The following is a 20,051-nucleotide window of genomic DNA, read 5'->3' as shown; positions in this document are numbered from 1 at the left end:
ACCGTTGCCACGCGGTGGGCGAATGAAACTCCGCCGCCACCCGTAGCGTACGGGCTTGCTCCCAAGACTTCCGCTGGCTGCCCGGACTTCTCTGCCACAACCCCCCCCCTAGTGATCCTCTGTACGAGGCGTGTCGCCCGTCAATTGGGCCCAGCCTACCGACCACGTGCATTCGGCACCGGGACGGTCTGACGCGGCCGGTTGTAAAGTCCCCTCGATACCTATGCCGACCTCTTCGATGACGACTTGGATGCCGTTGCTGTTGCTCTTGATGCGGCTCGGACGAGGGCAGCCAGAGATGTCGCAGGCTAGCTGCCTCACCCGATTGAGGGCTACAAGATCAAGCCACACTCCGGCCAGAGTAGATGTGAGAGCAGCCTCAGCCCGGTGAACAGCCGTCGGCGTCGAGGTCCAAGCAGTCGCGAAAGTGAGACAGGTCCGAGTAGGCGGATCTAGTCGAACATCGCCGCAGCGATGAAACGGACAATTGCTGCTCCTCATTCGATGACTTTTGAAATGGGGAAACACTGTGCAATACCTCTTGGCAATCGGGGCCGTGATAGTCGTGATCGCCCTCCTGATCACGTTCTGGTACATCGCTGTGCCGATTGCTTTGATCGTCGTGTTGGCGTTCGTGCTGCCTCGGCTCATCCGAACCATCCGAAAGAACCGCTACTTCGCGAGCGAAGAGTTCCTCGCGAAGAAGGCCGAGATCGCCTCGGTCGTCGCCGAACACAATGAGGTTGCCGCGTACACATCCGAGATTCGCGAAGGAGCGAAGTTTCAGCTCGGGATCTCCTCAACCGGAACGAACTCGCAACTCGCCTCATTCGAGAACACAAGCGTGCACAAGTACCGCCGCGATCGCAACGTGGCGAGCTACCAGGCTCCGAACGTCCACAACTGTTCACTGCAGGTCGTTCGGAACGCAAGCGCCGACCCCATCAAATACCTGATGAAGTACTTTGAGATCAAAGCGGACGAGGCCAACCTCGCCGACGTCGAAAACCTCGGTGATGCCATCGCTCGACTTGAAGACGCCGTCGACAACCTTCACCAGCGCGAATCCGGAATCACCGCATCAATCGAGCCGCCTGCGTTCATCCTGAAGCATTACTCGGACGAGTTTATGGGACAAGTCGGAGTCGAGCTCTCGCCCATCAAGGTTCCGTACCCTGTCTACGCCTTCGAATACGTGAGCGCAGGCGGCAATAGCTCACAGCGGACGACCGTCACCCTGAACACCGAAACGATCGACATCCTCGTCGGTACGATGTCCCAGAAGATCCGCTTCAACAAGTCAGCTGCAGGCCAGCGTGCGCTCATGACCGCCAAGCTCCGCACCTTCATCAAGACTCGCGATCATCACACCTGTCGGTTCTGTTCGGTCTCGCTTGCGGCCGAGCCACACCTCCTTCTGGAGGTGGACCACGTCGTCCCCGTTTCAAAGGGCGGGATGACAACCGAGGAGAACCTGCAGACGCTCTGCTGGCGATGCAATCGGTCCAAGTCGAACAAGACCCTGCCCGTCTAGCCCAACACGACCGAGTCTATCTGCGTCCATTCCTGAGTCAGGCTCGCAACAGTTTGGCGGATTCAGAGCTGGCCACCCGGCCGGCTCCGAATCAGATGTAGTCACAATGTAGTCAGACGGCTCAGCGCCGACATGAAAAATGCCCCGGATTCCCTTTGTTTTGCAGGGATCGCGGGGCGTTCACGTGGCGGTACCGGTGGGATTTGAACCCACGGTGGGCTCTCACCCACACAACTTTTCGAGAGTTGCACCTTCGGCCGCTCGGACACGGTACCGGGAGATATCGTACGCGAGTGCGGGCCGCGGTGCGAATTGCACTCCGCCGGCCGAGTAGCCGGTGAGCTTTCGGGCCCTGAGCGGAGCCAAAGGGCGAGCATGCGCGAGACCTCCTGACCCGTGCGACGCAGGTCTCGATACGCTCGCTGGCGCTCGCTACTCGACCACCGGGGAGTGCTGGCACTCGCTACTCGGGCACCGGGGGTGCCGGCGCTCGCTACTCGGGCACCGGGGGTGCCGACGGCGTCGGAGCGAGCGCGGACAGATGCCGATCGGCGAGGGCAATCAATACCGGCAGGGCATCCGCAAGCGCAGTGCGCTGCTGCTGCGTCAGCGACAGAATGTCCGCTGTCAGTTGGCTGGTGCCCTCGCGGCGCAGGTCGTCCAGCGCTTGATTCCCGTGCTCGGTCAGACTGAGCAAATATGCGCGACGGTCGCTCGGGTCTGGGCTGCGCGCGACCCAGCGCCCGACCTCGAGCGCTTCGGTGAGGCGGGACATACTCGCGGCACTGATGCCCAACCACGTTGCAATGTCGCCCGGCCGCTGCGGACCGCCCTTTCGAAGAGCGACCAGAGCGCTCAGCCGCGTCGGAGTGATGCCTGAGCGGGCCGCGGGCGTGCGCAGATGAAACCCCAGCCGGTTGACGGCCGTACGCAACCCGCCGGCGAGCTCCGCCGCCGAACCGTCGACAGCGCCATCAACCAGAGCGCCATCAATCACAGCGCCATCAACCACCGCACCGTCGATCACTAGGTGACTATCCAGCGATCCCTGAGCCACGGGTGCCTCCCTCGAGCGGATGCCGCCCCATCGTCGATCCATCGCCTTCCGAATTTATCGCGGAATGCATCACCGGCGTGAGATCCGGCTCGGTGCCTGAGGGCACGCCGGCCGCCTGCACGCCAGCCGACTGCGCGCTGACCTTCGGCACGCTCCCGGTGGAACGGCCGACCGTCAAGTGATCGGTGTTCACATACTTGCCACCGCGCATGGCCGACGCAATCGCCGCAATCACGCATGCAGCGATCGCGAACGCGAACGCCACGCCAAGCCCCTCCGAGAAGGGCCCGGAGATCAGTGATGGGAAGAAACTGCGGCCCACCAGATAGTGAGCGTTGGCCGCGGGCAAGTGCGAAAGCACCTGTGGGCCGAGCAGCGACTGCACAGGGTTGTAGCCGAGGAGCGATGAGAAGAGCACGCCGACGGGAGGGAGCCCCGCCACTTTGGCGGCGGCATCCGCGGGCACGCCCTGGGCGGTGAGACCCGTCAACAGCGTGTGCGGAAGTGACTTGGACAGCCCGGTGATCATCAATGAGAAGAAGATGCCGATCGACAGCACCATGGCGGAGTTCTGGAAGGTGGTGCTCATGCCTGCGCCGACGCCGCGTTGGGTGGGCGGCAGGCTGTTCATGATGCCTGCGCGGTTCGGCGCCGCGAACAATCCCATTCCAAGGCCGTTGACCAACAGTGCGATCGCGAACGGCCAGTAGTTGAAGTTGACAGGAAGCATCAGCAGCCACACGAAACTCGCCGCGGCCACCAGCATGCCGCCGGTTGCAAACGAGCGCGCGCCAAACCGGTCGGACAGCCACCCTGACACCGGGCCCGCAACAAGGAAGCCGACGGTGAGTGGAAGCATGTAGATGCCGGCCCACAACGGCGTCGACGCGAAACTGTATCCGTGCAGTGGCAACCAGATGCCCTGCAGCCAGATGATCAGAACGAACATCAGGCCGCCACGGCCGAGCGCACTGAGCAGGCTGGCGAGGTTGCCGGCCGTGAACGCCCGAATCTTGAACAGGCTGAGCTTGAACATGGGCTCGCGAACCTGCGTCTCGATGATGCAGAAGACGACGAGTACGGCTCCGCCCCCGATCAGGGCGGCAAGCACCCACGGATTCGTCCAGCCCATTGTGTCGCCGCCATACGGCTGAATGCCGTAGGTGATTCCGACCAGCACGGCGATCAAGCCGACTGCGAACGTCGCGTTGCCCCACCAGTCCATCTCGGCATGATGCCTGGTGCCGGTGTCATGCAGCTTCAGATACGCCCATACCGTGCCGAAGAGCCCGACCGGCACGGACACGAGGAAGACAAGCCGCCAGTCGAGCGGGCCGAGCAGCCCGCCGATGATCAGGCCGATGAAAGATCCGGCGATGCCGGCGACCTGGTTGAGGCCGAGGCCGAGCCCGCGCTGGTTGATCGGAAAGGCGTCTGTGATGATGGCGTTCGAGTTGGCGAAGAGCATCGCGCCGCCCACGCCCTGCAGGATGCGCATGATGATCAGCCACAGCGCGCCGGCCGTGCCGGTCATCCAGGTGATTGTCAGTAGCAGCGAGAAGATCGTGAAAATCGCGAACCCGGCGTTGTACATCTTGACGCGCCCGTACATGTCGCCGAGTCGGCCGAAGCTGACGACCAGCACGGCGGTCACGACCATGTAGCCCATGATCAACCACAGCAGCAGGCTCGTGTTGCCCGGCTCCAGCGGGTTGATGCCGATGCCCCGGAAGATGTCTGGCAGGGCGATCAGCAGGATCGATGAGTTGATTGACGCCATCAGCACACCGAGCGTTGTGTTCGACAGCACGATCCACTTGTAGTGCGGGCTCGCGATATCCCGTGCGACGCGATCCCGACGACGTTGGCTTCTGGGCGCCAGAGTGCTGGCTTCGGTCATAACCGCCTTCTTCTGCCGGCGACGCGGCAAAGTTTAGTTAGTTGACGTGTGCTAACTATATTACGTGCCTGCCGAGGCTGTGAAGTAGCGTTTCGGTGTGAGCAACAGCAAGCTTCTCATCGGATCAACGGCCGCCGTCGCCGCTGTCGCCACCGCCGGGGTCGTCGGCGTCCGCCGATTCCGACGCCGGATGGCTGCGGGCGCGGTGACGCTGAACGCCACGCTGCCTGTGCACTCGAAATGGTGGCGCGACACCGCGAAACTTCCCGGTGAGTTGCTCTACGTTGCGATCGGCGACAGTGCAGCACAAGGCATCGGCGCGAGCGCACCGCCGCGAGGATATGTCGGGAGGCTTGCCGACGACATCCGCGGGGTCACTGGTCGCACGGTGCAGGTGGTCAACTTGAGCGTGTCGGGCGCGACCGTCGGGCTCGCGGTTTCTGAGCAGCTGCCGCGATTTCGCACCCTGTCGCCCGATGTCGTCACTGTCTCGATCGGCGCCAACGATATCGGCAGGTTCGATCCCGTGACGTTCGAAGACGGCCTGCGCCAGATCTTCGCCGCGCTGCCCTCGCACGCGATCGTCGCGGATCTGCCGTGCTTCTACCTGCCGCACAACGAACGCAAGGTCGCCGTGGCCAACGGCATCCTGCGCCGGGTCGCCGCGGAGCGAAAACTGACCGTCGTTCCTCTGCACTCGACGATTGCGCGGCAGGGCTTGGTTGGCATGCTGACGCAATTCGCTCAGGATGCCTTCCACCCGAACGATCGCGGCTACCGCGTATGGGCGGCCGCCTTCGAGCCGACGCTCGTAGCCGACCTGATCGCACGGTTTCCGGCGGCCGCATAGGCTGCCAGCATGCAGGCCCGGCCATTACTCGCCAGCGACCTCCTGCACGACGGACGCAAGCAGATCGACCGTTACAAGCGGGTCAGGATTCTTGCTCGAGACGTACGCGACGGTGAACCCGAGCGATCGCCGGTCGTCGAGTTGATGCAGCAGCCTGTCTCGTGTTGTGGACTCATCGATCGACAGGCTCGTGGTCTTTTCGATCTCGTCGTAGTCGCGGCCGACAGCGTCGCAGTGCGCCTTCAGCACGTCGAGCTTGTGGGCGGCGTCCGGGCCGCCGAAGATGTTGCACGCGTCCGCGTATTGGGCAACGAGTTTGAGTGTCTTGCGCTCGCCGCCGCCACCGATCATCAGATATGGCCTCGGCTTGCTGAGGCTCTGAGGTGAGTTGAGCGTACGCGTCAGGCGATAGTGTTTGCCGTCGAACGGGCCGTCGTCGTCGCTCCACATCTGCAGACAGATGCGCACTGCCTCGTCCAGTCGTTCGAAGCGCTCCGCGAGCGGCGGGAATGGCAGGCCCAAACCGTGCGACTCGTCTTCATTCCAAGCCGCACCGATGCCCAATCCGGCGCGACCGCCCGATAGAACGTCGAGGGTCGTGATCTGTTTGGCAAGCAACCCGGGTTCACGATAAACGACGCCGGTGACGAGGGTGTGCAACAGCACACGCTCGGTATGCGCGGCGAGAAAGCCGAGCGTCGTGTATGCCTCCAGCATCTCGCGCTCTGGCGGGCCGTAGTTTCCGATCTGCCACAGATGATCCATCACGGTCAGCCGCGCGATGCCGGCTGCCTCCGCCTCACGCGCCGTCCGAGCAAGTGTCGTGCCGAGGCTGGCGACGGGGCTATCCCACGTGAAGTTGGCATTGTGCAGACCGAGTTCCATGACGAGGGGCCCCTATCAAGTTCGAAATTTACCCGACATCGAATATTACGCTCAGGCTCGATCGACGGCAGCCGATGCCTAGGGGCTAGACCCTGGGCCGCTGGGCTACCGGCCCGGGCCCCTGGGCTACCGGCCCGGGCCCCGGGCCCTAGGCAGCCTTCGAGTCGGGGGCGAGATGCGCGAGCACCCGATCCCAGGCCGGCATCACAACGAGATGCCCGACGTTCGGTTCGATGTCGACGCTTGCATGTTCCAGGTGATCGCGATACCACTGCGCGTGCGCGGGGGTGATGAGCGGATCGGCGGCTCCGTAGACCAGCAGTGTTTCGGCACGCACCGCCGACAGATCAAAGCCCCACGGCCGCGCCGTGTAACTCAGGATGTCCGTGACCACGCCAATCGCCCCCTGGCGGAACGCGTCGCGCACCATCTTCTCAAGGCGATCGCGCGCGCCCGGCCGAGCGAGCACGCCCGCATCCGCAGCCGAGATTCCCAGTTGCTCGAGCGACACCGCACTGTCGGCGCCGGGCAATGGTGTCGCCTCGCGCGGCTGGGCGGCGAACATCGCCATGAGTCGCTCGATAGCATCCTCGGCACGCAACGTCGCCAGTTGCGCACTGGCCGCTGCTTGCTGCGGTGGGATCCAAGCGACCTCGTCGTTCGGAGCCGGGGTGGCGATCGCGGCAACGCGCTTGAAGACATCCGGATGCTTGGCGGCGAGTGCGAGCGCCACCCTGCCGCCCGCAGACCAACCGACCGCGCCGAGCGAATCCAATTGCGAGTTGCCCAGGGTTTGCGCGGCGCCTTCCGCGGAGTGCAGAAACTCGCTGATGTCGTCCGCAGCTCCTGTCACTGTCGGCCATTTACCCGGCGGGAGCGGATCCGAAGAGCCATAGCCGGGCCGATCGAAGGCAAGCAGGTGCACATTGCGCCCGGCGGTCGCGACCGGATCGGGATCGAACACGCTCGAGCCCGGGGCGGCGTGACAGAAAACGACGACGTGACGTGCCAAAGGATCTCCGAGCGCCGTGACGCCCAGCCGGCGACCGCTCGGCAGCGTGAACTGGAAATTGGCCATGCTGTCATTGTGCGCCGCACCACTGACACTCGCACCCGCGAATTGTCTCGGCGATCAGCGGGTCGCGGCATGCGACTGCGACGGTGGCGACGGCGACTGGCCATGGCCACCGGCCGCAGTGACCGCGAGCCGCGGCGAACGGGGCGCTGTCGGCGGTCGCGGCTACAGTGAGAGCGACCAGGGAGGTGTGGGTGGCGAAGACACAGGCGAGCTACCGGTGCAGCGAGTGCGGGTGGACCACGATCAAGTGGGCAGGCCGTTGTGGGCAGTGCCAGGCGTGGGGCACTGTGGCCGAGGCGAGCGCGCCGACCGGCATCCTGCGCGCGCTGAAGCCGGTCTCGATCAGCGCAGCGCGCGCTGCACGCCCGATCACCGATGTCACGACAGACGCCGCGCGGCACCGCCCGACCGGTATTGCCGAGTTCGACCGCGTGCTCGGTGGCGGAATTGTCTCCGGCGCAGCCATTCTGCTCTCCGGAGAACCGGGCGTTGGTAAGTCCACGCTGCTGCTCGAGGTCGCATCCAAGGCAGCGGCAGGTCGCTCGCGGGTGCTGTATGTGAGCGCTGAGGAGTCGGTCAATCAGGTGCGGTTGCGTGCAGAACGCACCGGCGCGCTGCACAACAACCTGTTCCTCGCGGCCGAAACAGACCTCGCGACCATCGTCGGCCAGATCGACGCGGTCAAGCCGCAGCTGGTGATCGTCGATTCGGTGCAGACCGTCTCAAGCGCCGGCGTTGACGGGTTGGCAGGCGGACCCGGTCAGGTTCGCGAAGTGGCGGCTGCACTGATCCGCGTCGCGAAGGAACGCGATCTGCCCGTGCTGCTGGTCGGCCACGTGACGAAGGACGGATCGATCGCGGGCCCTCGACTGCTCGAACACCTCGTGGACGTCGTCTGCCAGTTTGAAGGCGATCGTCAAACGAGCTTGCGTTTCGTGCGCGCGCTGAAGAATCGCTACGGACCGACGGATGAGGTGGGCTGCTTCGAGATGGCCGGCGACGGCATCCGCGAAGTGGCTGACCCGAGCGGACTGTTCCTCAGCCGCGCCCCGACCGCGGTATCAGGCACGTGCGTCACCGTCGCAATGGAGGGGCGCAGGGCGCTGCCCGTCGAGGTGCAGGCGCTGGTTATCAGCACACCGGCGCCCAACCCGCGACGGGTGGTCAACGGCGTGGATTCCTCTCGCGTGGCCATGCTGCTTGCGGTACTGGAGAAGCGGGCCAAGATCGTCACGAGCACGAAAGATGTCTACGTCTCGACCGTCGGCGGAGTGCGGTTGACGGAGCCCGGCGCAGACCTCGCGATCGCGCTCGCCGTCGCATCCGCCGTCAATGAGCGGCCGATCGCACACACCACGGTCGCGTTCGGCGAGATCAGCTTGGCCGGTGAGATTCGCCCAGTGGCCAACGGCAAGCAGCGCCACTCCGAGGCGAAACGACTCGGCTTCAGCACCCGCATCGACGACACGGCGACCCACCTCGCCGGCGCGATCGCTCGGGTATTCCCCGCGATGTAGACAACGCGGTCTAGACAACGCGGTCTAGACAACGCCCGTCCAGACAACGCCCGTCTAGACAACGCCAACCCCCAGCCGGCCGCTCGGCCAATTAATCGAGCTCGAACTGCTCGTAGACCTGATCGTCTCCATTCAGCCGCGCCACGATGAGCGCACCGTTCATGCGCTCGACCGTGTCCGAGGGCAGTGGGCGGCCGTAGTGCTTGCTGGCATCCTCCATGTCCGTCAACTCTGCGGTCCACCCGCATTCCGACAGCCAGCCGCCGACGTGGGCCTGATCCAGCGGCTGCCACAGGGGGCTTCGCATGTCGACCCGCGTGCTCACGGTTGCGCCGAGGACACTTCCGATCGCGGATGCCGCAGCCAATTCGGTCACGATCCGCGTTCTCGTCTCCGCATCGAAGGCCATCAGGTAGCCTTCCAGAATCCACAACGTGGGTTCCTCCCGCTGCCAGCCCTCGACCTCGGGTGCGGCCAGCCAACCGGCATCGAGCACGTCGGCCACGACCTCGCGCCGCCGTGCAGAATGCAGGCCCGCCGCATTCAAGATACGCTGTTTGGCCGCGAACACCTCCCTGTGGTCAACTTCATAGAGCGCGACTTCGTCGGGTAAGGAGAGGCGAAAAGCGCGCGAATCCAGTCCAGCACCGAGGATGACGATTTGCCGAACACCGCGCCCGACGCTGCGCAAAACAAGCTCATCGAGAAACCTGGTGCGCACAGCAATCCACGCAGTTAGGCCGACTCCCACACGTTCCTTGGCCGCTTGCGGCACAGCGGCCGCAAGCCGGACTGCCACCGGATCGATGAACCAGGGGCGGCCTCGCGCAGCCTCGCTGGCACGGGCCAGTGCGACCGCGAATGCGGATTGTCCAACCGCCGACAGATCGCCACTGGTCATGTGAAAACCTTACTCGGGTGACCGACTCTTCTGTCTATACTGCGCTCCTGTTCATACTGCGCTCCTGTCTGGACGGCACGCTTGTCTGGACTGCGCTCCTGTGCTGACTGCGCTCCGCTCGACAAGCGCGCCCGGCCGGTGCACGCTTCGTCAGTCGAGCAGAAACTGCTTCGTGGTTGCAGAGTCGAAGCCGCCAACCGATACCTTCAGATGATATGAGGCGCCGGCGGCCGGCACGACGGGCCGGTCGGTGCTACTGCAGGATGCAGGATCCGACCTCGTGCGGTCCCACGGGATCGGCGTGGAAGTCACCGTCTTAGCCGGTTTCAACAGGATCTCAGTGTGCACAGGGTTGGTTTGACAGTCGGTCGACTTCCAGTAGACCTCGGTGCCACTGGTGATCGTGTACACCTGCGTGGCCGTTCCCGCGTCCAGTGTGCACGACTTCGGGCCGGTGTTCGTCAGCGACAACGAAAGCTGCGGCTTCTGATCGGCGCCGTAGCTGGTGGCATCCGTGATCGCTTCGACGTCGATGTTGGCGGCCACGCATGGTGCGCCGGCGACCTGGGCTGCGGTGGTGGGGATCGTAGTGCTCGGCGGTGCTGTCGGGCCTGGCGTGCGGTTCGCAGTGGATGTCGGGGTGGTAGCCGGTGTCGGTGGCGTCTGCCCATTGCTGGCACCCGGTCGTACCACGATCAGCACGATGACGACGATGACCGCGATGAGACCCAGAATCACTATCAGCCGCCGGCGCCAATACACTTTGCTTGGCTGCGGGCCGACGGGATGCTTGATCGTCGACATGCCCTCAGGGTACCCAGCGGAGTGGCAAGCCCAGCGGATGCCTGCGGCGATTCGCGCGCCCTATCCGTTCCCTGAGCGTAGTCGACGCTTCTATGGGTTTTGTCAAGTGTTGGCGTTGAGTTTTCGGAAGATTGAGCGTGCGATGTGGCGTTTGAGGTTGCGGAGGGTTTCGCGGCGGTTGTGGCCTTGTTCTTGGCGTTTGGCGGTGTAGGCCTTGGTGGGCTCGTCGTTGAGCATGCGGTGGGAGGCGATGATGTAGAGGGCGTGGTTGAGTTGCCGGTCGCCGCCGCGGTGCAGGCGGTGCCGGGTGGTGTTCCCGGAGGACGCGGGGATCGGGGCGACGCCGGCGAGGCGGGCGAATGCGGCCTCGGAGCGGATGCGGCCGTGGGCGGAGAAGGAGACCAGGAGTTGGGCGGCGGTGAAGGGTCCGAGACCGTTCTCTTCCAGTAGCCAGGCGGCCAGTGCGGTGACGTGGATGGTCAGCTTGGCGTTGATGGTGGCGATCTCGCCCTGCCGGGTGTGGATTTCCTGGGCCATCCGGGTTGCTTCGGCTCGGATGGTGTTCTGTGCGGGGGTGTCGGTGCTGCGGGTGCGCCAGGCGGCGACCTGGCCGATTTGTGCTTTCGTCAGTTTCTTGCGGGCGTCGATGCCGAGGGGAAAGCCACGCAGCAGCGCGGTCAACGCGTTGCTGGTGGCGGTTTTGTTCTTCTGCAGTGCTTTCCGGGAGGTCAAAAGGACTCGCAGTGCGGCCTGGTCGCCGTGGTGTGTGCGGGGGATCATCAGCCGGTCCACGGGCAGGGCCAGTGCGTGGCGGGCGGCGTGTTCGGCGTCGATGACGTCGCTTTTACCGGCCCGGCGGACACCTCGTTTCGGTGGTTTCGTTTCGGTGACTTCCACCCGGTGGGCACTCAGCAGGTCGGTGAAGGTTGCCCCGTAGGAGCCGGTGCCTTCCATCGCGACCAGGGTGTGGCCTGGTGCCTCGCGCAGCATCCACGCGTAGGCGCGGTCCAGCCCGGGTTTACTGGTCGGGAAAGTCGCCGACTTCAGCAGCGCTCCGGCACTGCTGAGCACGGCCAGGGTGTGGGTCCTGGCATGCGTGTCGACCCCGATGACGTGGTCGTACTGTTGCCAAACCAGTTGTGAGACGATGGGCACGGTAACTCCTTCTGTAGGGGGTGTTATTACGTGCCGGTCTGGTCGTCGAGCAGGCGTTTCTGTAATGAGTCACGGGATCTCTTACAAGGTCCCGGACGAGCTTCTATCAAGCCATGTTCACGCGGTCAGGCCGGCGCTTCCCGCCCTGCCTGGTGGACATGTCGACTGCAAGACACACGCTGCGCGCGGTCGGAAGGGCGGTGAGTCACACCAGACAAAGCTGAAAACGCCAGTCTGCCAGCCAGTACCAGACCAGCCACAACCATTACAGAAGGGCCCGCCTATGCAGCGAGTGCGTTTGGCACCGCAGGCTGGCGCTTCGGCTCCGCTCAGCGACCGAAATAATCGGCCCCGGGCTGAATGCCCGGGGCCGATCGTTGGTGTTCTACTGCGCCGGTGGGCTACTTCACCTTGCCCGCGGCGGGAACAGTCAGCTCGGTCCAGCCGATGACCGCGCCCGTGGCGTCCTGAACCGCCAGCGACTGCCGGCCGTTCTCGAGCCCGGACGGCACCGTCACCGTGACGCTACCGTCGGCCGCAACCTGCAGCCATCCGCCCGCGTTGATGCCCTGCGACTTCTTCACGGGTGTTGCCCAGAACCACGCGGACACCCACTGGCCTGCCTTGTCGGCGCCGAGCTTCAGCGTGAGCGTCGTGCCGGGCTTCTGCGCACCGTTGGGAACGGTGAACACGTCGGCCAGTTGGCTGGTTTGCGCAGCCGCCGATGCCGAGACCGCCGGACTGCTCGGCTCCGCGTTGGGGTTGCCAACCACGGTGAGCGGCACCCGCACGGTCGTGCCGGACGGCGCGGCGGTGAGGATCAGCTCAGTCGTGCTCGTGACGTCGGCCGGAACCGTGAGCGAGACGGATGCCGCGCCCACCTCATTCACGGCAAACGCCACTGGTGCGCTCGCACTGCCCTGCCAGGTCGCGGACAGCTCGGTGTTGGCCGGGCTGCCCAGCGATGTCAGGTTCAGCTTGGTCACATCGAAGGACACAGTGTCGCCCGCAGCAACCGCTGTGGTCGGCACGCCGATCAGCGACACACCACGACGGTCGAAACTCGGTGACAGCGGGCTGTTGCCCGTGATGTATGCGATCCACGCATCACGGTCGACAAGTCCGGAGTCCTTCGTGTTGGCACCCTGAGCGATCACGCGGAAGTTATCGCCGCCGCTGAGCAGGAAGCTGAACGTTCCGATGCGGTAGTCGCGCGCCAGATCGATCGGCTCACCGTTCACGGTGATGCCGGTGATGTGGTCGCCACGCTCCCGTGTCGGGTCATAGGTGTAGCTGACGTTCTTCGACAGGCCCAGGTTGAGGAAGTCACGGCTGGGAACCGTGCCGTCCGCGTTGGTCTGCCACTGCTGCTCGAGCGCAACCTTGAACTGGGCACCGGTCAGTGTCGTCGTTCCGAGGTTGTTCAGGAACGGCAGCACGGCGTTGGCCTGAGCGTAAGTGACGCTGCCATCCGTGCCGTAGAGCAGGTCGGCACGAAGTCCGCCCGGGTTGACAATACCGATCTCTGCGCCGCCAACGTCAGGCGACTTCAGCGAAGCCAGAAGCGAGTCGGCAACCAGGTTGCCGAGGGTCGACTCCGACATCCGATCGTCACGGCTGCCGCCGATGAAGGCCGTTGTGATGTCCTTGGAGACAGACCCAACCTTCTGGTTGCCGATGACCGCGGCGTCCGCAATTGCCTTGTCGACGATGGTCTTCACCTCGGCGACACGCGGGTAGGAAGCGACCAGGTCGCCATCCGCGGTCGTGGTCCGAGAGACATTGCGTGCGGTGTAGCTGGACACGGCGTGCGTCGTCGGATCGATCGTCAGCTGAATCTGGCCGATGTTCTCGCCGTAGCTACCGGTCTGCAGGATCGGACGGGTCTTGCTGTCCGATCCGGGGACCGGTGCATCCCACGCGTACATCTTGTGCGTGTGACCAGTGAAGATCGCCGCCACCTTGGGCGAGGTCATCGTGACGATGTTGGCGAATGCGCCGCCCGCGGCGACTTCCTGCTCGAGCGTCGCGCCATCCGGTGTGCCGAAGCCGGCACCCTCGTGGTACTCGGCAACGATCACGTCGGCCTCGCCGTTGAACGGGTTGCCGTCGGTCAGCTGACCTGCAACACGGTTCACCGCTTCGACAGGGTCGCCGAAGTCAAGGCCGCTGATGCCTGCCGGAGTCACCAACGTGGGCGTCTCCTGCGTGACAACACCGATAACGGCGACGGTCAGACCATCGACTTGGAAGGTCTTGTACTCCGGGAGCGCCGGCGTCTTCGTGCCCTTGGTGTACACGTTCGCACCAAGGTAGGCGAAGTCGGCAGCAGACTGCACGCGACCGGTGAGGTCGCTGAACCCCTGGTCGAACTCATGGTTGCCCACTGCGGATGCCTTCAACTTCAGCGCGTTCAGCACATCGATGGTCGGCTTGTCCTGCTGCGATGCGGACGCGAACAGCGAGGCTCCGATGTTGTCTCCCGCCGACAGGAACAGCGTGTTGCTGTCTCCGCCTTCGGCGCGCAACTGCTCAACGGTTCCGGCGAACTTCACCGTGTTGGAATCAATGCGACCGTGGAAGTCGTTGATGTTCAACAGGTTCAGCGTGACCGGCTTCGGCGAAAGGCCGAGACCGACGATGATCGGGTCGTGATCCGACGCGCGGTACTGGTTCGGCACGTAGTAGTTCGTGACGTTGTAGTTGTACCGGCTGTATTCGAGCGCAACGGACTCGACCGAGTTGATGTTCCAGACATCCGCTCCGGTCACGTCGGCGTTCGCCTCAGCGTTGGCGAAGATGTGGTCGAGTGAGCCGACCGTTCCGCCGTATGCGTAGGTGTACTTGTCGGTCTTGGTGGTCACCTGGTCGACATAGCCCGCGTCGGTGAGAACCTTGATCGGGTCCTCCTTCATGTAGGCGTTGAAGTCACCGACCAGCATGACGTGGCCGATGCCGGTGCTTGCCTTCAGGTCATCCGCGAACTTCACAAGGTCCTTGGCCTGAGCGACACGAGAAGGATTGGATGCTCCCTGCCCGTCGCCCTGGTCAGCGTTGACGCCGGTGCCGGAACCCTTCGACTTGAAGTGGTTGACGATATCGATGAACGCCTGGCTGTCGGGCGCGCCCTTCTGCTTGAACGCCTGCGCCAGCGGGCGACGAGCGTTGTCGAACGCGGTGCCGGTCAACAAGATCTCCGACGAACCGACCGTCTCAACCTTTGCGGTCTTGTAAATGAAGGCGGTGCGGATGACGTCCTCGTTGCTCGGCAGAGCAGATGGGGAGCGAACGTAGTCCCAAACGGCGCTGCCTGCGGCCGCGTTCAGCGCGTCGACGAGTGTCGACAGCGCATAGTCGCGGTTCTTAGGCTTGCCGTCCGTGCCCAAGAACTTCGAGGAGTTCTCGATCTCTTCCAGCGACACGATGTCGGCGCCGAGGTCGTTGATTGCGACGACCTCTTTGGCCTGCTGACGCTTGAAGCTGGCCTCGTTGGCTGCGCCGCGAACGTCGCATCCAGTGTTCACCGTGACCGGGTTGCCGTCACGGTCCTTGTAGAAGGTGCAGCCGGTGACCTGATCGCCGGTGGTGGCGAAGTAGTTCAGCACGTTGAAGGTTGCCACCTTCACATCGCCGCCGACATTCGCCGGTGCTTCGGTGCGCGTGTTGGAGAACGTTGCCGGCTGAACCGTAGCCGCGTTGGCCGGAGTCAATTCGGAGGTCGGCTGGAGCTTCCACGCGTTGTTGCGGTAGTCCATGACCGCCGGGCCGGTGAAGCTAACAGCCGAACCAACGCGCACGTGGTCGTCAGCGGTCAGCCAGGAAAGTGGCTTGCCCTGGTTGGCCGCACTGAGAAAGTTCGTCGATGCGCCGTCGTCGAGCTTGATGGACAGCGATGCGTTGAGCGCAAGTGCCGCGTCATACTCCGCGGTGCGCGGTCCGGCCACCTCGGTCGGCTGAACGAGTGGCTTGTCTCCGACTGCGAGGCCGATTTCGCCGTACTGATTCAGCGAGTAATTGTCGGTGATCGTGTATGCGCCCTGCGGAGCGATCAGCATGCCTTCGAGGCTTTCGCGCTGCTCTTCCGTCGGCGGGATGACGACGGTGGCGGCGGTTGGAGCCGTGACGCCGGTCTTGTCGAGCTGCGAGACATCCGCAGCGCTTGTCGGGGTGAGCTGCGTCATTCCGTTGTATTCGCTCACGACACCGGAGACCTTGACGTAGTCGCCGATGTGCACAGTCGAAACTGTGGCGGAGGAGAAGACGAAGAGCCCGTCGGATTCGGTGTGCGTCGCCAGATCGAGGGCGCCGCCGGTGCCTGGGGTCTGAATGAAGTATCCGTTGAAGCCACCGGTCGGGTACGCCGCGGTGACGAAGCCAGTGGTCGTGACTGTTTTGCCCTCAAGCGGGCTGACGTTGGAGGTGCCTTGGATTTCTGCAATGGTGATCGGCGGGCTCGGGTCACCACCGGTGCCCGGATCCGTACCATCGCCCGGATCGGTGCCGCCATCACCGGGATCCGTGGTGGCGGGAGTAGATGCCTGCGGGGTGATGTTCGGTGTCAGTGAGAAGTCGGTGTGGTTGTCGTCCGAGTCCACGAAGTTCGCGCGGGTCAGCGACTGAACATCGGTCGTGGACTTCGGTGCCGGCGCGACAGCGCCCTCGAACGTGTTCGAGGTGCCCCAACCGAGCAGATCCACGATCTGGGGGTGGTTCGTGACGGAGGCGACCGGCGCCGTGACCTGGTTGGTCGTGTTTGCCAGGAAGAGGGTGCCTCCGCCGTTCGCGGGTGCCAGCGTGCTCGTGACATCTGGCGTCGGCAGGTCAGCACCGTTGGTGCCATTCGAGCCTCCTGCGATCAGGTAGTAGTCGTGCGGGGCGATCTTGCCTGACAGATTGATCACTGTCGACGGCAGGCCGGCTCCGGTAGCCGTTCGGTACTGCAGCGACCAACCGCTGACGGTGACGGCGGTGTCGCTCGGGTTGTACAACTCGACGAACTTGTTCTTGTAGAGGGCGCCCGCGCTACCACCGCTGAGGTACACCTCATTGATGACGACACCGGTGCCGTCTGTGCTCGCGTACGCCGGGAGGGCGACGAGCGGGCCGGCCGCGAGGCCGAGCCCTGCTATGGCAGCTGCGGCCAGTTTCCAGGCCCTGCCGTGTTGATGGGACATCTTTCTCCTTCATGATGGATTGCGCATCCGCCACGTTAGAGAGGTTCGAGGTACTGAATCCCACCTGCGAATGAACACAGAGTGAAGTCTCGTCCATCGTGCTCATATGAGCACCGAGCGCCTCATTGCGACAGTTACGGCAATGCGTGCAACCATAATCGACACAAACACGGCCTGTCAGCCAATCCATCAACTTTGCTCATATGCGCACGCAGGAGACCGCTTCATGATTCTGGGCGAGATCTGGGAATTCATCCGGCCGCCGCGGATGCTGTTATCAGGCGCACCACAGGGACATCAAAGTGCTGAGCCGAGCACGGACACCTACGGGCTCGCGCCCGATGGCACACGTTTCCGGCCGAGGTGAAACCACCTCGGCCGGAAACTGCTGGTAGGAAGCTAGGAGCGCTTCTGCGAACGCCCTTCCGATGCCGCCATGCGTCGGCGCGTCAAGAGGGCACCGGCCCCGAGAAGCAGGAGCAGCCCGGCCCCGAGAACACTAGCTGATAGGTCTGAACCGGTGTTCGCCAATCCTGACCCGTTGCCGGAGCCTGCCGCGGTGCCGCCCGCTTGGCCGTCCGAGCCGCCGGACGGCACGGCCGCGACGGTGATCGCGGCCCATCCGATCACGTTGCCTTCTACGCCTTGCACGACGAGCCGGTGTGCACCGAGCGCAACGTCTTTCGGTAGCGTCACTGCGATCGTGCCGTCGGCACGTACCTGCTGCCAGCCGCCGAGATTCGTCGGCGTCGACCACAGCCAAGTGGAGACGTACTCGCCTACGTGCGCCGCGCCGACGGTGATGCGCACGGTGTCGCCTGGGTGGTAGGTCGACTTGTCCGTCGTGATCCCGCCCTCGGTCTGCGGTGTCTGCGCAGACTCGTCGGCCGAGGTCGGCGACGTTGCCGGCGGCGGGGCCGTGGTCACCGTCAACGGAACGCGCACGACGGTCCCTGACGGCTGCGCGGTCAGCACGACGACGCTCGCGTCGGGCGCGGCATCCGGAACGGTGAACGAGACCGTTGCCGTGCCGTTGGCCATCTGCGTGTTCCCAGGGTCGCCCGGAGTCACGGGAACGCTCCCGAGGCCACCGGGTACCCCGTCGATCGCGATGTCGAGGGTCGTGTTCTCCGGGCTGCCGAGCGAGGTCAGGTCGAGATTCTTGACATCGAACGACACGGGCGACAGGCGATCAGCGGATGCCGGCACCCCGGTCACCTGCACACCTCGCCGCGCGAACGACGGTGACAGGTCGGCGTGCTCGCCGAGGTAGGCGATCCAGCCGTCGCGGTCGATCAGGCCGGAGTCTTTCGTGTCTGTGCCGTTGGCGAACTCGCGGAAGTTGTCACCGCCCTCGAGCAGGAAACTGAACGATCCGATGCGGTAGCTCGCCGTTGGGTCGATCGGTGCTCCGTTGACGCTGATGCTCGTGATGTGCTCGCCCTGCGCGGCATCGGCGTCGTAGGTGTAGCTGACGTTGTTGCTCAGCCCCAGGTTGAGGAACGGTCGACTGGTGATCGGCGTACCATCCGGGCTTGTCTGCCACTGCTGCTCGAGCACAGTTTTGAACTGTGCACCGGTCAGGGTTGTGGTCCACAGATTGTTCAGGAACGGGAGCACCGCGTTGGCTTCGGCGTAGGTGATCACGCCGTCCGGCGCCTGATACAGCTCCGAGCGGATGCCGCCGGGGTTGACGACGCCGATCTCGGCCCCGCCACGGTCGGCCGAACCGAGGGTTGCGACCAGCGAGTCGGCGATGAGATTTCCGAGGGTGGATTCCTTGGCACGGTCGTCGCGACCGACCGGCAGCCCGTTGTTGTCGAAAGTTCCCGCGGTGTACACACCGTTGACGTAGGACCCGCCGGTGAACGCGGTGGTGATGTCCGCGGCCACCGAGCCGACCGGTTGTTTGCCGATCACGTCAGCGGCGGCGAGCGCGTTGTACACGATCGTCTGCACCTGTTTCACCCGCGGGTATTGCTCGGCCAGCGTGTCATCCGCTGTCGTCACACGCGGAACGTTGCGCATGGTGTGGCTGGCGACCGACTTCGTGTTGGGGTCGTACTGCAACACGATCTGCCCGACATTTGCCCCATAGCTGCCGGTCTGGATGATCGGACGGGTCTGACCGGTGTGGCCGGGCCAGGGCGCGTCCCACGCGTACGCCTGGTGCGTGTGACCGGTGAAGATCGCGGAGACCTTGGGCGAGGTGTCGTTCACGATCTCGGCGAAGGCTCCGCCAGCTGCCACTTGATCGTCGAGCGTGCCGCCCGCCGCGTCGCCCGCGGCCGCCCCTTCGTGGTACGACGCGATGATGACATCCGCCTCACCGTTGCTGGAATCGCCGTCGGTCAGTTGATCGGCAACCTCGTTGATCGCCGTGACCGGATCGCCGAACGTGAGTCCGGCAATTCCCGCGGGAGCAACCAGCGACGGTGTCTCTTGTGTGACGGCGCCGATCACGCCGACGGTGACGCCGTCGACCGTGAAGGTCTTGTACTTCGGCAGTGCGGGAGCGCCGCCACTCGTGTACGTCACGTTCGCTCCGAGGTATTCCCAATCCGCGAGGCCCTTGGCGCTACCGGTGAGGCCCATGACTCGACCGGTGAGGTCAGCGAAGCCCTGATCGAACTCGTGGTTCCCGACAGCGGATGCCTGCAGCCCGAGCGCGTTCAGCACGTCGATGGTCGGCACGTCCTGAGCGGAGGCGGACGCAAAGACGGACGCTCCATAGTTGTCACCTGCGGAGACGAAGAGCGAGTTCGCATCGCCGTACTCGGCTCGCACCTGTTCGACTGTGCCCGCGAACTTCACTGTGTTGCTGTCGATCCGCCCGTGGAAGTCGTTGATGCCGATCAGATTGATCGGAACGGTGGCGGCCGGGGCCGCCGGGGCGGGATCCGCCGCAATCGCGGGTGCAGCCACGATCGGCGCGGCGATGAGGCCGAAACTGAGAATCGAGGCTGCGGTGAGTTTGCCGAGCATGCGCCGTGGTGTCGCCATGGATGTGCCTTTCGCGCGTCGTTGTGCGTGCAACATTCCCAGACACCCTATGCGAAATTCAGGGTTGATTCAAAGCTGGGCCTGAAGATTGCTCATCTGCGCCAACGGCTGACGGTCCCTGAGCGCAGTCGACGGGCCGCGCTTCGGCCTCGCTCAGCGACCGGGGTGGTCGGTCCCTGAGCGCAGTCGAAGG

12 protein-coding genes and 1 tRNA gene are annotated in these 20,051 nt (G+C 64.4%); 3 read left to right on the top strand and 10 right to left on the bottom strand.

The genetic code is table 11. From position 1 onward, the window contains the following. Positions 1 to 529 precede the first annotated feature (529 nt). Complete coding sequence (locus QU604_RS03440) at positions 530 to 1,534, top strand: HNH endonuclease (protein ID WP_308467402.1); 1,005 nt, start codon at positions 530 to 532, stop codon at positions 1,532 to 1,534. Positions 1,535 to 1,719: 185 nt separating this feature from the next. On the opposite strand, the gene QU604_RS03435 is transcribed toward QU604_RS03440, so the two are convergent. The 3 genes from QU604_RS03435 to QU604_RS03425 all read right to left on the bottom strand — a co-directional run bounded on the left by QU604_RS03435 (position 1,720) and on the right by QU604_RS03425 (position 4,491). Further along, positions 1,720 to 1,809: transfer RNA gene (locus QU604_RS03435), tRNA-Ser, on the bottom strand. Between the two features lie 218 nt (positions 1,810 to 2,027). After that, entirely contained in the window at positions 2,028 to 2,591 is a 564-nt protein-coding gene (locus QU604_RS03430; RefSeq protein ID WP_308467401.1) for a MarR family winged helix-turn-helix transcriptional regulator, read from the bottom strand. Next, on the bottom strand, positions 2,569 to 4,491 hold the full coding sequence (locus tag QU604_RS03425) for an MFS transporter (RefSeq protein WP_308467400.1): 1,923 nt from the start codon (positions 4,489 to 4,491) through the stop codon (positions 2,569 to 2,571). Before QU604_RS03425 ends, QU604_RS03430 begins: the two co-directional genes overlap by 23 nt. Positions 4,492 to 4,588: 97 nt before the next feature. Between QU604_RS03425 and QU604_RS03420 the strand changes: the two genes are divergently transcribed. Beyond that, positions 4,589 to 5,341: an SGNH/GDSL hydrolase family protein gene (locus tag QU604_RS03420; protein WP_308467399.1), complete on the top strand. Its 753-nt coding sequence runs from the start codon at positions 4,589 to 4,591 to the stop codon at positions 5,339 to 5,341. Between the two features lie 24 nt (positions 5,342 to 5,365). Here QU604_RS03420 and QU604_RS03415 read toward each other — a convergent pair whose 3' ends face one another. Then, a complete protein-coding gene (locus tag QU604_RS03415) occupies positions 5,366 to 6,226 on the bottom strand; it encodes an LLM class F420-dependent oxidoreductase (RefSeq protein WP_308467398.1) in 861 nt (286 codons plus the stop codon). A 148-nt stretch (positions 6,227 to 6,374) separates the two neighbouring features. Then, a complete protein-coding gene (locus tag QU604_RS03410; protein ID WP_308467397.1) occupies positions 6,375 to 7,304 on the bottom strand; it encodes an alpha/beta fold hydrolase in 930 nt (309 codons plus the stop codon). 191 nt (positions 7,305 to 7,495) lie between these two features. Between QU604_RS03410 and radA the strand changes: the two genes are divergently transcribed. Continuing rightward, complete coding sequence (gene radA / locus QU604_RS03405; RefSeq protein ID WP_308467396.1) at positions 7,496 to 8,821, top strand: DNA repair protein RadA; 1,326 nt, start codon at positions 7,496 to 7,498, stop codon at positions 8,819 to 8,821. A gap of 91 nt (positions 8,822 to 8,912) precedes the next feature. Here radA and QU604_RS03400 read toward each other — a convergent pair whose 3' ends face one another. The 5 genes from QU604_RS03400 to QU604_RS03380 all read right to left on the bottom strand — a co-directional run bounded on the left by QU604_RS03400 (position 8,913) and on the right by QU604_RS03380 (position 19,858). Then, on the bottom strand, positions 8,913 to 9,722 hold the full coding sequence (locus QU604_RS03400) for a class I SAM-dependent methyltransferase (RefSeq protein WP_308467395.1): 810 nt from the start codon (positions 9,720 to 9,722) through the stop codon (positions 8,913 to 8,915). A gap of 150 nt (positions 9,723 to 9,872) precedes the next feature. Then, a complete protein-coding gene (locus tag QU604_RS03395; RefSeq protein WP_308467394.1) occupies positions 9,873 to 10,526 on the bottom strand; it encodes a hypothetical protein in 654 nt (217 codons plus the stop codon). Positions 10,527 to 10,628: 102 nt separating this feature from the next. Next, positions 10,629 to 11,681 carry an IS110 family RNA-guided transposase gene (locus tag QU604_RS03390; RefSeq protein WP_308466613.1) on the bottom strand — a complete coding sequence of 351 codons (1,053 nt, stop codon included), beginning with the start codon at positions 11,679 to 11,681 and terminating at the stop codon, positions 10,629 to 10,631. A 401-nt stretch (positions 11,682 to 12,082) separates the two neighbouring features. After that, positions 12,083 to 16,855, bottom strand: coding sequence for an ExeM/NucH family extracellular endonuclease (locus tag QU604_RS03385; RefSeq protein ID WP_308467393.1), 4,773 nt, complete (start codon positions 16,853 to 16,855; stop codon positions 12,083 to 12,085). A 399-nt stretch (positions 16,856 to 17,254) separates the two neighbouring features. Beyond that, the gene (locus QU604_RS03380) at positions 17,255 to 19,858 is read right to left on the bottom strand and encodes a bifunctional metallophosphatase/5'-nucleotidase (RefSeq protein ID WP_308467392.1); all 2,604 of its coding nucleotides are present in this window, start codon (positions 19,856 to 19,858) and stop codon (positions 17,255 to 17,257) included. Positions 19,859 to 20,051: the final 193 nt, after the last annotated feature.

This window comes from Rathayibacter sp. SW19 (assembly GCF_030866825.1).
GTDB lineage: Bacteria > Actinomycetota > Actinomycetes > Actinomycetales > Microbacteriaceae > Rathayibacter_A > Rathayibacter_A soli.
Note: the sequence above shows the minus strand (reverse complement) of the source record. Positions and strands in the feature narration are given on the sequence as shown.